Below are 16157 nucleotides of genomic sequence, written 5' to 3'. Positions count from 1 at the left end.
TCTACGACTATGGTTTAAAAGTCCAATTTAACACCCAATGTAAACGTTCTTGGGATTTGAATTCCGTAACCCGAATCGTATCCGGTATAATTCACCAATTCAGGGTCTTGTCCAGTATAGTTTGTCAATGTAAATACGTTATGAACGCTTCCATAAACAAGGAATTTTTGAACATTTGGAGATTTCTTCTTGAACATATCGGTCAAATCATAGGAAAGCGACAGCGTACGCAATTTTACAAAAGAAGCATCTTCAAGGAATAAATCTTGAGCAGCTTGATATGGCGCTACCGAACTCCAAGGATTGTACAATGGATATTTAGCATAATCACCACGCTTCTCCCAGAATGTAATTTCACGAACTGAGTTCATATTATTCTGACCCTCACGATTCACAAAATCAAATCTGTTAGCCATTTCCTGATTGATTAAATCTCTACCAAGATTAAAGTAGAAATTTAGGCCTAAAGTCCATTTCTTATAACTGATATCATTGTTAAAGCCACCTGAAACAACAGGCAAAGCATTACCTTTCAAGATTCTATCATCATCATTTATATTGTTATCTCCATTAAAATCAGTCCAGATTGGATCTCCTGCTTTCAAGTCGATACCGTTGTAGGACAATTTATCTCCAGCAGCATTCACAGGAACTTCACCGTCAGTATTATAGATACCTTTATTATTTAATAGCCAATAACTGTCGACTGATTCTCCAACTTTCAGCAATCTGTTACCGATTGCCAGCCGAGATAATCCACCAGGCAAAGCTGTTAAGGTATTTTTATTGTAATTAACATTTAAGGAAGATGTCCAGGAAACAACGTTACTGTTCGGAATAATCTTACCGGTCAACGTAAGCTCAACGCCTGTGTTCCTAACAGACAAACCATTTTTTATCACCTGTGTATAACCGTATTCCGCAGCAGAAGGAACTCCTAACAACATATTCTTATCCTCTTTGTAGTAGGCGTCTACGCTAGCTTGAAGACGATCAGCAAAGAAAGATCCGTCAATTCCAACATTTAATTGATCTGTATAAGCCCATTTCATGTCATATCCCACAGAACCAGCTGTGTAAGGACGAGTCAATACAGCAAAACCGTTATAGCCCGGAGTGATAAGATTTCCAGTAAATCCTATTGATGCTGTGTATTGAGGCCCCTGAGCGTAATTATCAAAATTTTCGTATCTACCCATCCGTCCTACACTAGCTCGCAGGTTCAAGTCAGAAATCAACCTGTTATCATTGAAGAACTCTTTTTTCATGTCCCAACCTGCTGAGAATACTGGGGCGTAAAACCAACGACTCGTAGGTTGTTGATTGGAAGAAGCATCTCCTCTCAAAATAGCCGAAAATGAGTATTTTTCTTTGAAATTATAGTCAACTTTTCCGTAGACAGAAATTTGATTATTCTTAGTTTTATCTAAAAACTTATAAACCAACTCTCTCTTGAATACCGTAGTATTTAAATCTTGATTAAGCAGGTTTAGCTTGATAAAATCATTACTTCCTTTATAGCCATACGCGTAGTTATATTTGGACTTATCAAACTGAAAAATATTTCCAACTGAAAAATTGAATTTATGATCTTCGTTTAATTCATAATCATACGTTGCAATGTTATCTATTGAAGCACGCTGATTATATCCATAATAATTTGATGCATAATTAGTCGTTTGCAATAAAGTTCTCGCAAAGAAAATATCACGAGTACCTTCATTATAATCAAGGCCAAGAGTCGAAACAAACTTCAATTTTCCAAAATCAAAGCCAAATTTCACAAAACCTTCCACGATGTTTGACTTATTATTATCAAAGCCTTTCTTAAACTCATTCAGATAACTGATATATGATGAGGAATTAGGAGCGATAGGTGAACTCAAATCCGGAATATAATTCACCTGCGAAAGGCGATCACGAACATTCTTGTTTCGTTGGCGCATAATCTGATTTGCATTGACCATTGCGCTTAACGTAAACCAGCTCACCGGTTTCATATTTATGATGAAACGTGTGTCATATCGATCTGCGCCTGTATCATCCGCTACTCCACCGCTACGTAATGTACCTAATGAAAACCTAAAATTTGCACGATCTGTACCTCCTGCTATACTTGCGTTTACACCATATTGAATCTCGCTACCATAATATTGATCTTTCCAATTAGCAGGGCCGTAGTATGCATTATTCAATGAATCACTTAAATACAAAGGATATACATCATTCTCCGAATAATTGCCATTCGCAGTATATTTATCGTAAAATTGTCTTCTGAATGAATTTTCGAAACGACCATTTATTGTAGTCACGTTATTGGGTGTAGCAATACCTACATAGCTATCAAATGTAATTCTTCTAGCAGATGCTGGCGCATTTGTAGTGATGACAATTACCCCATTCGCACCCTTAGGGCCATAAATAGCAGTGGCTGATAAATCTTTCAACACCTGTATTGACTGAACATTCGCCATGTTGATGTTGGCAAGCGTGTTTGTGGCAGTACCAATTCTATCGAATTTGTTTTGTTGGATATCAAACGCGAATGGATGCTCTCCTACTAGTTGAACACCATCCAAAACGACTAGTGGTTGAGTAGCATACAACTCACGGGCCGATAATAGCGGCTGAGAAGTTCCACGAATAAACATATTTTGAACAGTTCCAGGTTCTCCAGAAGGTTCTTGAACATATAAACCAGCAGATTCACCTTTCAAATATTGTTGAAGTGAAATCGCTGGGAAAGTTGAGAGTTTTTTTGGATCTAAACTGTTGCTCTTAGACTGTAGTTTTCGATCAATAGCTCTTTTAGGGGCTGATATCCCGACAACACCAGTATCCGTCACTTTTTTTGAAGTATCCGTTTGTTCTTGAAAATTTCCTCTAAAAGAGAAATTATTCGAAATACAGACAGACCTAGCCGTATTACCGAAGGAGTATGTTGTAGTACACAAAACACCCAGGAAAGTTATTGTTGCAATAATGCGCATAACAGACAATTAAGTATTAACTAATTAAAGACCTTTTTTAATTGTGATTATATTAAAGTCATCTTTAAATCAAACGCAAAACAATTACAGCCCTAACCCTATACCATAGGACTGAAAGATTCTACAAAAATTTAAAAATAGGTTAAAACGTTTTAGCTATCTAGAACTATGATAAGTTTTAAACAGCGATAACAGAACCAACTTTCAATGACTCTTGATAATGCTTAAGAAAATAAAGATTGCTCGGAAATGAGAATTCATCCCTGAAGATTTTAGTAAAAGTTTTACTCATAATTTGGTTTATTAGGTAATTTATTTGGTTTGTGATATCGAGGTTTTGTGTGCTAAATCGATTATCTATAACAATTATACGAAAGATAAATTACAATCCAAATGTTTTGTGGCATTTTTTTATATTTTTTTTATAATCCTAATTTACTCGAAGCTAGTCAATTATTATCCAGTTTATTTTCATGCTATAACGTTGTAGTAATTTTATCTGGTTTAGCATATAGTATATATATACAATTCTTAATTTTACCTACGCCAATGGATAGTTTCTTTTATCATCAATCGGTAATTATTAGGATTTAAAATTGATATGTTCACCCTTTTAGTCAATGAAAATTTGTTATTTTGATATATAACAAAAATTAGACAGGCCCTTTTACCTGAAACAAATATGCCAGTTAGAGAAAAAGAACAAACCAGCAGCAACGTCTTATCGATAGATATTGGCGGGACAAGCATCAAAGCTTGCATATTGAGTGAAGACGGAACGCCGCTTTCAGAATTCCAAAAAATACCAACGCCTAAAAATTCTACTCCTGAAGCTGTGATTTCCTGCATCAAAGAACTCGTAGTATGCCTTGCTGACGATTTCGCCAGGATTTCCGTTGGCTTCCCAGGCTACGTAAGATTTGGAAAGGTAGAAACTGCCCCCAACCTGGCCAGAAACAAATGGACGAATGTCGAACTCGCTCAGCAAATCAGTAATCTATTTGATAAACCGGTAAGGTTAATCAATGACGCGGATCAACAGGCTCTTGGAATTGCAAGCGGTTCGGGCTTTGAAATTGTAGTTACTGTAGGTACAGGCTTCGGTACCGCGATGGTTTATGACGGTGAGCTCCTCCCCCATTTCGAACTTGCACATTTGCCTGTTACCAAAACTAAAGACTATGACGACTACATCGGAACTAAGGCACTTGAAAAAATAGGAAAGAAAGACTGGAACGATCGCCTCGAAAGTATCATAGAAACTTACAAGACAGTTTTTAATTATGATACCTTATATATAGGTGGTGGAAATTCTAAGCACATCACCTTAGAATTGGATCACAACATTAAATTGGTGACCAATAAAGATGGTATAAAAGGTGGAGCCAAACTTTGGCAGGTTGCAGAAAAATACCATGTTCATACCACTTACCCAAACAAGAAATAACTAGAAATGAATAATAAATTTACTTTAGGAATGATCGGCCTGGGTACCATGGGCCGTAATCTATTGCTCAACATGGCCGACAACGGTTTCCAGGTAACCGGATACGATAAGGATGCCAAAATGCTTAAAAAACTGGAAGAAGATGGTAAAGCACATAATTTGAAAGGCTTTGAATCTCTGGAGGATTTTATTCAGAGTCTCGAATTACCGAGAAGAATTATGCTTCTTGTACCCGCAGGCAAAATCGTAGATAGTGTAATTCAGGAACTTGTACCGCTACTGGAAAAAGGCGACATGATCATAGACAGTGGAAATTCGCATTTCACAGATACCAGCCGCAGAGCTATTGAGCTTTCAGATCAGGGCATTCACTTTTTCGGAATGGGAATCTCCGGAGGCGAAGAAGGTGCCCGGTTCGGTCCGAGCATGATGCCTGGTGGCGACAAAACTGCTTACAATGCTGTAAAACCAATATTGGAAGCTGTATCGGCTAAAGTAAACGGCGATCCTTGTGTCGCTTACATAGGTCCGGGTGCTTCCGGACATTTTGTAAAAATGGTGCACAATGGAATTGAGTATGCCATGATGCAGGTACTTGCTGAAACCTATGATTTATTAAAAAATGGCTTGGGATACAATAACGACCAGATCTTTTCTCTTTTTGAAAAATGGAATAACGGCCGACTTAAATCTTTTCTTTTGGAAGTCACACGTGACATATTTAAAGTAAAAGACGAAAAGACAGGCAACTTCCTGATTGATATGATCAAAGATGAAGCTAAATCTAAGGGAACTGGTAAATGGACATCGCAGGTGTCGATGGATTTACAATCACCCATCCCTACCATTAATGAGTCCGTCAGCTCAAGAGATCTTTCAAAACTGAAGAAATTGCGCACTTCACTATCAATCGCTTTACCTCAGGAAAAAACAGCCATCGAAAACGCTGAAGCATTTGAAGTTCAATTGGAACAAGCACTTTATTTTGCCATGATCACTTCTTACGCACAAGGTTTGCATTTGCTCGAGCAGGCATCGGCTGAATTCAAATATGAACTGAACCTGAAAGAAGTTTCCCAAATCTGGCGCGGTGGATGTATCATCAGAGCAGAGCTTCTGGAAGATATTTATCAGGCCTATAAAAAACAACCTGAAATGACTCACCTTTATTCGGATGAAAGCATCCAGCAACAGCTTAAAGAGATCATCCCAGGAACAAGAGAAGTGGTCATAACAGCATTGAAAAATGGCATCGCCGTTCCATGTTATGCTTCAGCACTTACATACTATGATGCACTAAGAACAGATAAATCTCCATTAAATTTAACCCAGGCACAGAGAGACTTTTTTGGCGCGCATACGTTCGAACGCATTGACGAGGAGGGTATTTTCCACGCCAATTGGAATTAATTCAACTAGTAAATTAAACAAATAATGAAAACAAGCATCAGCCTCAACCCAACAATAATTGTGATTTTTGGTGGCACCGGTGATTTAAATATGCGCAAATTAGCGCCTGCGCTTTATAATCTATATTCCGATGGCTATATGCCAGAGAAATATGCCCTTATAGGAACTGCACGCAGACCGCTTGATGATGGCAAATTCAGAAATTCTTTAAAGGACGGTGTGAATAGCTTTTCCCGTTCAGGAAAAGTTAAACAAGAGAAATGGGATAAATTCACAGCTCATGTACATTACAGTCCTGTGGATGTAGAAGCTCCTGAAACCTTCGGAAAACTGAAAACCTGCATCGAAAAATACCAAAAAGAGTTCGGCCCAGAAACTCAAATCATTTACTATCTGGCTGTTGCCCCTAACCTTTTCCCGCTTATCGCACAATGTCTGTCCGACTACAAATTGGCAGGAACAGAAGACAATTGCAGGATTGTAATCGAAAAACCTTTCGGAAGAGACTTGGAAACCGCAAGGGAACTCAACGGCATCCTTACAGGGATATTTACAGAAAAACAAATCTACCGCATCGATCACTATTTGGGTAAAGAAACCGTGCAGAACATCATGGCTTTCCGCTTTGCTAACTCATTCCTGGAACCACTATGGAACAGAAACTACATCGATCACGTACAAATTTCTGTAACGGAGCAATTGGGCGTTGGCGACCGTGGAGGTTATTATGATGGTTCAGGTGCTTTGCGCGATATGATCCAGAATCACTTATTGCAACTGCTTTGTATAATAGGTATGGAAACTCCTGTTAATTTTGAAGCAGATGAGATCCGAAATAAAAAAGTAGATGTATTGAAAGCCATGCGTCCCTTTGGTCCTGACGATATTCGCTTCAGTACTGTACGTGGTCAATATACGAGAGGCTGGGTTGAGGGCAAAGAGGTTCCTGGTTATCGTCATGAAACCGGCGTTGATCCCGACTCCAATACAGAAACTTTTGCAGCCATTAAATTCTTTGTAGACAATTGGAGATGGCAAGGAGTTCCATTTTATGTCCGCACCGGAAAGCGACTTTTCCAGACCTCGTCACTGATCACAATCCAGTTTAAGGATGTGCCTCATCAGATTTTCCCTGCCGGAGTTACAGAACATTGGCAACAGAACAGACTGATCATCAGCATACAACCTGAGATGAGCATCCGCTTGCAAGTTCAGGGCAAAAGACCTGGCCTAGATATGGTGCTAAATCCGGTGGATATGGTCTTTGATTATAAAGGAACCTATAGTTCAGAAACTCCCGAAGCTTACGAAACGTTGCTATTGGACGTGATGACCGGTGATCAAACACAGTTCATGCGTGCCGATCAGGTAGAATCTGCATGGGAGCTTTTGATGCCTGTTGTAAATGCTTGGGAAAAGAAAAAATCTTTGAGCTTCCCCAATTATACTGCCGATTCCTGGGGACCGGAAGATGCAGAAGCACTTATAGCAAGAGACGGATTCCACTGGTTTACATTACCTCTAAATAAAGAATAATGAATGTATTGATTTACAACACGCAGTCCGAGCTTTTTGAGGATTTGGTAGAATATATTGTCAAGATTGCCAATCAATCCATTAAAGAAAAAGACTGTTTTAACTTTGTACTTACAGGCGGGAACTCTCCAAAAGCACTATATGAAATGCTGGCGACGACTTATAAAGATAAAATCGACTGGACCAAAGTATATTTCTTCTTCGGTGATGAGCGCAATGTGGCTCCAAATCATGAGAGCTATAATGGACTAATGGCTAAAAATGCCATTTTAGCACCATTAAACATTTCAGAGGACCATATCTTTTATGTAGATACTACGCTGGAGCCGGAAAAAGCAGCCATTGAATACCATAAAGCCATCACCAACCACTTTGATGGTGGCGATCTGGTATTTGACCTCATCCTTTTAGGTATGGGAGATGATGCGCATACTGCTTCGTTATTTCCTGGCACTTCTATCCTTAAAAACAGAGAAGTAGAAATTGATTCCGTATACGTTGAGAAGCTTTCTACGTATCGCATCAGCTTCACGGCGCCATTAATCAACAAGGCAAAAAACATCGCCTTTTTAGTGTTTGGCACAGGTAAAGCTGAAGCTGTAAAACATGTGATCGAAGATCAGCAGAAAAATACAGATCTGTATCCTACACAACTGATAAATCCCATCGACGGAAATGTAACATGGTTTTTGGATCATGAAGCGGCCGGCTTACTCAACAACTAAAGATCCATAAATAAAAACGCATCTATCCAAAGAAAGATAGATGCGTTTTTTTATACCTTGATGCGTTCAGTAACTACAGCATCATTCTCTGTATTTACACCTTTAATCTCAACATATTTCACATTTGGAAGCCAGAAAGATCCACCTTCTATACGCACAAATATGCGTTCGATCTGCACTTTTTTCTGGTTCACCGTCACAAAAACATGAAATTTCTTATCCTCCCCGCGTTGCAGGTACATCGGTAACTTCTTGTGTGAAACAAATCTCAGCTCAAATTGGTCCTTCGCCAATTCTTTAGTCTGTATACCGTAAGCAAACTTGCGCTGTATATAGCTCAAATCCTCCTGTTCACCTTTCTCCGCATAACGAAGCCAATACACAAGAATAGGCTCTTTACGGTCTACTACCCCATTTTTATCTACATTCAATTCGCAAATGATGGTATTCGTATTGGGATCCCGCTGCAAATAGAAAAGCTGATTGGAGATTCCTTTAGGCACAGGAAATTTCAAAGGTGAAGGGTCACTTTTGTCTGCAGTTTGAGCGAATACGCTTACATCACAAAAACCAATAAACAAAATTATGATGATCAGAACGCGTTTTAACAAAGGAAAACTTAGATTTGTCATTGCCTCAAAGATAGGAAGACAAAGATAAACAGCCGGGCTAAAATAAATATAATCTGATCATCATAAATTATTTATCAAAATTGAACACTATTGAGCCGCTGATCGACTAATATTCCATCAAACGCTTTCAGTTCAAATTTTAATTTACGCCGGGCTTTAAATCTGATGATAAAAAGATCTGCATTCCCGCTCAGCAGTTCCTTATTTCCCAGGTTCACAAAAGTTGGATACAGCATTTTTTTTCCGTTGCTGTGTAACCGGTCATAAGTCATGTTCTCCATTTGCTTTGTGTTTAAAACGTTTATTCCGAGGAACTCATAATCCTCAGGTGTATAAGGCAACGCAAAGCTCAGCGCATTCACCGCCTTTAAGGCTTTACCCTTTACGATCAGTTCAATGATTTCATCCTTATTGTAATCCTGTTTTGCAGTAATCAATTCGATTTTTCCGGCTGCCTGATCTTGGGCCTTTGGGTCAACTCCCCTCTCCAGCTGTGTAGCTACGACAGAAATGTCATATGCGTCGATCAGGTTGTTCTTGTTCAGATCACCATTACTGATATAGCCTTCGAAATCTGCATCTCCTTTCCTCAATCCGGTATAATTCATATAAGAAGTAAGGTCATTATGGTCAATCAGGCAGTCACTATTGATGTCTCCCGGCAAATACCCCGATGTCCCTGGAACCTTGAAAACATACAGTTCACGTCCTGAGCCAAAACCACCTACTCCATTTGTGACCGAAAGCTTGATGTAACGTACAGTGGGCTGCTTTCCAAAAGTGAATACTTTTACCTCGTCATTATTCAACCACTCAAAGGAGCCTGCTTCAGTCCAGTTGAGTTTGTCGTTACTGCACCAGACCTTTCCTTTCAGCAATACACCGTTCCCTCTTCCGGTCCTTGGCAGATAATGGAATTTATCCAACTGATAGACTGAATTCAAGTCAATCAGCACGTCAAATGGCACAGCATTTACCCCCCATTTGGTATGCCACATCTCCCCTTCTTCAAAATCAAACAGCTTATCAATCCCAGCCCCACCCTGATTTTCGACTGTTGTTTTAGCCGTAATTCCTTGAATCGCAAATTCCAGCGGGTTAGATCTCGTGCTCGCGTTGATTTCAGTCCAATCAGAATATCCGCTCTTGTTTGCTGCGCGGAGCTTAAATGAATAAGCTGTTTCGGGGCTGAGCCCATCGAACATCAACATGGTGTCCCTAATGGTAGTATAACGCATGCCGTTGAAATCAATTTCGTAGAAATCTGCCCCTACTATTTTCTTCCAGGATGGTGTAAGCGTATAGGCCTGCCTGTCTGCTTCTTTTACAACAGCATTGCTCGGTGCCTTTAGCGGTCCGGAAGAAATCCGCAGCTGATCCAATGGTTTATATCTGAAGCCCTCAACGGTTAACACTACCGCATCTTTTGTGATATCTGTCTTAGCCAATTTTACCAGGAGCTGAGGGTTTTTAGTCATCAGTACATCTTCAAACTCGCTTCCTTTTGTCGAAAACTTGTTTAGGTTAGGCTTAGGCTCATAAAAATAAACATTCTCTCTGTCCAGAAAGTCAGCGATAGAACGCGTTTCATCAAGTTTGATCTTGCGCTGTCCAATTTTCGCAGAAATTTTGGTCGGCATCTGAGTAACATTGACCTTAAAGCTCGTGGCTTTTTCCTTTATAAAACCGTCAAAATCACCTTGTGTAGGATGAACCGTAATGACTGCAGTATTTTTCTTATCTACTTCGGTCTCGATTAAACTGGTCACTCCTTTACCCAAGCGGTATTGTTCAGTTCTTCCGTCATCGTCATACTCCATGAATGAATTTTTACCCGAAGGATAAACTTCATAACTACGCATTGATGTATTGATCTCAGTCAGATTGTTGTTTGCATTTGTAAATGGAATGATTGCTCCATTCCGGACAAAAACAGGCAGCTTCCACAAAGGCACCGCGTATTCATTGAGGATGCAGTTGCCCTTATATTTTTGCCCGCTAAAATAGTCGATCCATTCGCCTTCTGGCAGATAAATACCATTGCGTATGTCATTTCCCTGCTCATCCGATCGCGTCGATTGATAAATAGGCGCCACCAGGAAATTCGGACCGTACATAAACTGGTATTGAGTAGCTGTCCCCCTTGTATAAGCATTCGGATAGGCTAAAAACATGGCCCTCATCATCGGCAAACCTGTTACAGCCTCTTTGGCAACGCTATAGGTATAAGGCATGAGTTCAGATTTGAGTTTCAGATAAGTTCTGTTGATGGAAGCAATAGGTTCTCCCAATGCATGTGGATACTTCTCATTAGCGCCCCAGCCATCCATATTCAGCTGCATGGGTGTAAATGTTTTCCACTGAAAATCTCTGGTATTTACTACTGAGTTCTTACCACCAAAAATACCATCCATGTCTGAAGTGATATTAGGTTGCCCCGACAAACCCGAGCCCAGGTAAGTAGGGATATGAAACCTGATATATTCCCAAACTCCGCCCGTCTGATCACCAGACCAAATGCCTGCGTAACGCTGCGTACCGGCCCATCCATCCAGTGAAATGATAAAAGGTCTGCTGTTGTTTCCATAGTCTGACATGATCTTTGCCACATCAGTCACGCCATTTAGCCCAAAAGAATATCCAGCTCCCACCCAGGCTACATCCGTTTTTAGCACACGGACACCCGCATCCTTCACTTCTTTCACGATATCTCTTTGTAATAATGGATTGACTCCTGCCTTGGGATGCAAATCAGATTGCGTCCACAGGCCGATTTCGACACCTTGTTTACGGGAATATTCGCCCAGGCTTTTTAAATTCTGAACGTTTCCTTCCAAAGTTGCTGTCTGTCCGTATCCTGCCCCATAGCCATCATTCGGCAATAACCAGCCAAAAGGCATATCATTCTTCTTATAACGGTCTATAACTGCACGGGCTGAAAACTGATAGTTGTTTTTTTCTCCATTCAAAGATTCCTTAATACCGCCATTGTCCTTTTGACTTTCCTGGTAGCGCTTACCGTCTTCAAATAAAATACCTTTTTCGTTTTCCAGCCAAAAATCCCGGTTGTAGGCATTTAAATGTCCCTGATAAAATCCGAATTTTGGCAACAACACCGGATTTCCAGTCAGCTGATAAAAGTCATTAAGCAATCCACTTGCATCATGGTTCACCATGAGGAATATATCGAGATAATTAGTTTCATGTGATAGTTTCACCAAACCCTTTTCTTTCGCTCCAAAATCATAGCGCCCTTTCCGAAAGGTATTCCAGAGCATACCATAGCCATTTGACGACCAGAAATATGGTGTTGGCGAAGCTACCCCGCCATCAGTCCAGCTATTTTGATTTTCAATGGCTACTGCTTTTCCTTTATGGGAAAATCTTCCATTTTGCACACCTCCCCCATAGAAATATTCCTGTGGATTTTCTTTAAAGCTTAAAGTCACCGCCGATTGATCCAAGATTGCAGTTGCCATTTCCTCCAGGATCACCTTATTGCCAGACAGATCAATTATCTTCATTAATGCAGTGTTTTTATTGATCTGAACAGCAATTTTTGCAGTACTTATTGTAATGATCTGACCGGCCTCACTCAGTTCCAATTTTGTCACCGGCCGTCTTGGATTTTCAACCAGAATTTTGGCTTCTGGTTTTGCTTCAGGATCCCTTAATCCCGCACCTGAATTGTCCTGAAACAACCTAAAAATATGATCGCCATAAAAATCAAACCATCTTTTTTGCTGATTAGAAAACAAGAGTTCGACGAGCGTTGGTCCGGACTTTTTAGCACTTGTGATTTTCAGTGCCGACTGAACTGGCTGTGCCGATGTAGCATTTCGGACAACTTGGCCCTGAATATAGGCCATTGGCAGCGACGACAGCAAGGCAAATAAAGTGGTGCCCAAAACTTTAGATTTAGAAAGTAGGTTCATTTCAGTTGTGTGGTTAGCTAATTTTTGCAGAGAAATCTTTTTCCTTACATGGTAAAGTTAAAAAATGCATCCACGAGAATCTCTTTTTGATCCCAACAAAGATCGCACAAACGTTTGCATTGAAGAAATTACTTCATCTCCACTTGAGAGCATAATAAAAACAGTTAGTTGAGCTACCATAGACCTCATAAGCCAACCCTTGAAATAAAGGATATGAATGCCGACTCATCTCCACTATCAAAGTAAAAATCACGAGGCTAAAGTAGAGTGAAATTTTTAAAAAACCGGAACGATTTTATGGCCTCCTTAGTATGTTTAAGAAGATGGAAACTCGACAGGTTTTCGACCTATAAATGATCCTGTTGAACTTTAGCAACAGTGAATAAAATGAACGAAAGACCAAATCGTCATTTAAACATTGATCAACAGCAAATTATCTTTGAAAAAGCATTTTAAAACCGTCCTTCATTTTTCTTTTCAAATAAGGCTTATCGATCTCAAACTGAATGTAATGAACGAAAATCAATGGATTTTCTGTGATAAGTTTGGGAAACGATACCGTTAAGGCGGTTTTTGATTAAAAAAACGTCAATGATGGGCTATCGCGAGAACAAGTTAATTGCTCCTTGGAATGCTCAAACTTCGAACCAAATTTCATTCACTTCCAATACTGCTGTTGACGGCAGTTTTGGCGGTAGTTTTTGGTACAGATGCAAAGGGGCAATGCATACCTCAAGTAAGGACTTACGCTAATTTCCAAGGTATTTATGAAACAGGTACCGGAGCTTTAGGTCTGCCTGTACTTGCTGGCTCAGTTGCCTCAGCAAATCTTGCTGCAGATGGAGATCCAAAAACTGCCTCTACACTATCGGTACCAATAGGGGCACTAAATCTGGCAACCGCTACACAATTTTTAGAATTCACGAATAATGGGACTCACGCTACAAAAAGAGATTTACCAGCCAATACTGAAGTTACGATTAAGTTTTCTTTACCAAAAGAAGTTCTTGGTTTATTAAGTAGCGTTTCAATAGGCAGTTTTACAAATTTAACCTCTGTATCCAAGTATTGGCCCCCGTTGGTAGGAATTGGAAATGGAAATGGAGCAGGGTATACCGCTGTTGGTCAAGTCGAATATTTATCAGGTTCTAGTTTGTTAAATTTACTCAATGGTGCGGGAGAAGTTGAGGTTACAATTAAACCGACTGCTTCTTTCAGCGGTATTTATCTCAAATTAGGGAGTGTATTATCACTAGGATTATCCGCTAATATTTACCATGCTTACATTAAAGAAAATTCCTCACCACTAATAAGTTGTAATGATGCGCTAGACGTTTTGGCAGGTGCAAGAGCCGGTACTGCTGTCGGCGGTATTGCTAGCGTCCTTGCTCCTGTAACCACTCCCTGGGATGCGATTGATGGAAATTTAGCGACTTATGCAGAATTGGATGTTACAGCGCAAGTATTAAATGAGTCATACCATACAACCATATTTAAGACTGTAGCACAAGCAGGTGATGCAATCCAAATTACCTTGCGGAATCAAGGTGGTGGACTGTTAAACTTAGGTCTCTTGAATGGCTTCAGTATTCAAATGTACAATGGCTTGACACCAGTCGGCACTGCCATGTCAAGTACTTCTGGTTTGCTATCGTTGAGTCTCTTGACCAGTGGAGGAAATGATTACACAGTTCTCACCATACCAATCGCAAAAGCTAACGGTCCATTTGATCGTGTTGAAATTAAGATTGGAGGGGTAGTAACAGCCAGTTTAGTCTCGAAATTACGCATATATGAAGTTAAGCGAATTATTCTCCCAAAGCCTACAATCGACGGCGCTATCTTAGATTCTAAAACTATATGTAAAAATAGTACCTCAACCTTATCAATATCGGAAACTCAAGACTGCACAACATACAATTGGTACAATGTACAAACAGGCGGATCAATTTTGACTACAGCAACAAGCTATACCCCGCTAGCATCAAGCTTAAACAACGGTAGCAATATATTTTATGTCGAAGCTGTACGTACAAACTGCACCGAAACTTCAGGAAGAATTCCTGTGACCCTTACCATAAACAATATACTCGCTGGAACAATAGGAAATGACCAGACGATCTGTTTAGGAACCACTCCAAATGCATTCACACAAACCGTAGCGTCTGGCAACGGAATCATAACTTATCAATGGCAAAAGTCTACTAACAATATCAATTTCACCAATATCTCTGGTGCCAATAGTGCGACATACACTGAGCTTTCAACATTGAGTCAAACCACTTACTACCAAAGAATTGCAACATCAACACTCAATACTCTTGAATGCACAGCAATTAGTAACAAAATTATCGTAGCTACAAATCCACTTCCCACCGCATCAATTACTGGTTCTACTGCTGTTTGTCAAAATTCTGCCTCACCGCTGATCACATTTACTGGCGGAAACGGTACCGCACCATATACCTTCAGCTATAAAATAGGAACTGGAAGTACACAAACCATCAGCACCACATCTGGAAATTCAGTATCCGTATCTGCAGCAACAACTACTCCCGGAACCTTTACCTACACATTACTTGGGGTACAGGACTCAAGTAGTACCACCTGTTCCCAAACCCAGAATGGAACTGCCACTATAACCATTAACCCCAAACCCGCACACCCCATTACTATCATAAGCTCAAATTAACAATCAAATTCTTAAACACTTAAACAAATCATCATGAACACAAAAACTACAATCCTGAAACTCGCACTAGTTTGCGTTTTGACAGCCTTTACCTCCCTCGTATCTGCACAAACAGACATTACAACATTAGCTGAATTCACTACAGCGAATGCAAAAATCACAGATCTTACACAGGTGATTTGTGCAGGCAAAAAAGTACAATTGAGTGTACCCACTACCGCAGGAATTACATATCAATGGGAAACAAGGTTCCCTACCGATGATGGATCAGGTACGGGAGTACCACTAGGCGCCACGGCCGGTGAAACATTCAATGAACCTGCTGCTCTGCCTGCCGGCTTCTATACCTATAAACTCAAAGCGACTAACAATACAACTGGTTGCGCCGAGATCTTCGACCAGGTTGTATTTGTGATGCCAGCACCTACACTTACAGTTACTGCACCAACTGATGTAGCAGCCTGTACAAATGTATCAGAGGTCTTCAACTTCACCGCAGCTGTAACCAACAATACAGTAGGTACTTTAAGATTCCCTGTAAGTTATCAATGGTATACAAAAGCTAGCGCTGGAACTGAAACAGCAGTTGCAACCGGAGGTACTACATCTTCACTGGCACTTACTTCACCTACTGTTGCTGAAACTTACGATGTATACGTTAAATCAAACTACGTATTAAAAAGCTGCGATGAGGTTACATCCAATAAACCAACGATTACGGTTACAAGCGGACCAACAAAACCAGTTATTACCATCGCTGCAGGGAATTAATTTACGCTACCCTTCTAAT

9 protein-coding genes are annotated in these 16157 nt (G+C 40.1%); 6 read left to right on the top strand and 3 right to left on the bottom strand.

Annotation, left to right across the window (positions count from 1 at the left end; translation table 11 throughout):
• Nucleotides 1-14: 14 nt before the first annotated feature.
• Complete coding sequence (locus WAE59_RS12135) at nt 15-2990, bottom strand: SusC/RagA family TonB-linked outer membrane protein (protein ID WP_337856228.1); 2976 nt, start codon at nt 2988-2990, stop codon at nt 15-17.
• A 682-nt stretch (nt 2991-3672) separates the two neighbouring features.
• Between WAE59_RS12135 and WAE59_RS12130 the strand changes: the two genes are divergently transcribed.
• From WAE59_RS12130 to pgl, 4 genes are read left to right on the top strand one after another with little or no spacing between them, the layout of a single operon-like run.
• Nucleotides 3673-4437 (top strand): ROK family protein, encoded by a 765-nt coding sequence (locus WAE59_RS12130; RefSeq protein WP_337856227.1) that lies wholly within the window; start codon nt 3673-3675, stop codon nt 4435-4437.
• A 6-nt stretch (nt 4438-4443) separates the two neighbouring features.
• Complete coding sequence (gndA, locus tag WAE59_RS12125; RefSeq protein ID WP_337856226.1) at nt 4444-5847, top strand: NADP-dependent phosphogluconate dehydrogenase; 1404 nt, start codon at nt 4444-4446, stop codon at nt 5845-5847.
• Between the two features lie 24 nt (nt 5848-5871).
• Entirely contained in the window at nt 5872-7383 is a 1512-nt protein-coding gene (zwf, locus tag WAE59_RS12120; RefSeq protein WP_337856225.1) for a glucose-6-phosphate dehydrogenase, read from the top strand.
• The gene (pgl, locus tag WAE59_RS12115; RefSeq protein ID WP_337856224.1) at nt 7383-8108 is read left to right on the top strand and encodes a 6-phosphogluconolactonase; all 726 of its coding nucleotides are present in this window, start codon (nt 7383-7385) and stop codon (nt 8106-8108) included. The genes zwf and pgl overlap by 1 nt, the downstream gene beginning before the upstream one ends.
• Before the next feature lie 50 nt (nt 8109-8158).
• Here the strand turns inward: pgl and WAE59_RS12110 are convergent, their stop codons facing one another.
• Nucleotides 8159-8740 carry a DUF4833 domain-containing protein gene (locus WAE59_RS12110; protein ID WP_337856223.1) on the bottom strand — a complete coding sequence of 194 codons (582 nt, stop codon included), beginning with the start codon at nt 8738-8740 and terminating at the stop codon, nt 8159-8161.
• Nucleotides 8741-8814: 74 nt separating this feature from the next.
• Nucleotides 8815-12675 carry a TIM-barrel domain-containing protein gene (locus tag WAE59_RS12105; RefSeq protein ID WP_337856222.1) on the bottom strand — a complete coding sequence of 1287 codons (3861 nt, stop codon included), beginning with the start codon at nt 12673-12675 and terminating at the stop codon, nt 8815-8817.
• 631 nt (nt 12676-13306) lie between these two features.
• Here WAE59_RS12105 and WAE59_RS12100 point away from each other — a divergent pair.
• Both WAE59_RS12100 and WAE59_RS12095 read left to right on the top strand, forming a co-directional pair.
• Nucleotides 13307-15367 carry an immunoglobulin domain-containing protein gene (locus WAE59_RS12100; protein ID WP_337856221.1) on the top strand — a complete coding sequence of 687 codons (2061 nt, stop codon included), beginning with the start codon at nt 13307-13309 and terminating at the stop codon, nt 15365-15367.
• A gap of 33 nt (nt 15368-15400) precedes the next feature.
• Nucleotides 15401-16138, top strand: a complete 738-nt coding sequence (locus tag WAE59_RS12095; protein ID WP_337856220.1) for a hypothetical protein — start codon at nt 15401-15403, stop codon at nt 16136-16138.
• Nucleotides 16139-16157 lie beyond the last annotated feature (19 nt).

This window comes from Pedobacter sp. GR22-6, assembly GCF_037402555.1.
In the GTDB taxonomy this organism is placed as follows: domain Bacteria; phylum Bacteroidota; class Bacteroidia; order Sphingobacteriales; family Sphingobacteriaceae; genus Pedobacter.
The sequence above is the reverse complement of the archived record's forward strand: the minus strand, read 5'-3'. Positions and strand labels throughout refer to the sequence as shown.

Bases quoted from the DNA above. Each gene is read 5' to 3' on its own strand.
- zwf (WP_337856225.1), top strand. From the start codon at position 5,872: ATGAAAACAAGCATCAGCCTCAACCCAACAATAATTGTGATTTTTGGT.
- pgl (WP_337856224.1), top strand. From the start codon at position 7,383: ATGAATGTATTGATTTACAACACGCAGTCCGAGCTTTTTGAGGATTTG.
- WAE59_RS12095 (WP_337856220.1), top strand. From the start codon at position 15,401: ATGAACACAAAAACTACAATCCTGAAACTCGCACTAGTTTGCGTTTTG.
- WAE59_RS12105 (WP_337856222.1), bottom strand. From the start codon at position 12,675: ATGAACCTACTTTCTAAATCTAAAGTTTTGGGCACCACTTTATTTGCC.
- WAE59_RS12110 (WP_337856223.1), bottom strand. From the start codon at position 8,740: ATGACAAATCTAAGTTTTCCTTTGTTAAAACGCGTTCTGATCATCATA.
- gndA (WP_337856226.1), top strand. From the start codon at position 4,444: ATGAATAATAAATTTACTTTAGGAATGATCGGCCTGGGTACCATGGGC.
- WAE59_RS12135 (WP_337856228.1), bottom strand. From the start codon at position 2,990: ATGCGCATTATTGCAACAATAACTTTCCTGGGTGTTTTGTGTACTACA.
- WAE59_RS12130 (WP_337856227.1), top strand. From the start codon at position 3,673: ATGCCAGTTAGAGAAAAAGAACAAACCAGCAGCAACGTCTTATCGATA.
- WAE59_RS12100 (WP_337856221.1), top strand. From the start codon at position 13,307: ATGCTCAAACTTCGAACCAAATTTCATTCACTTCCAATACTGCTGTTG.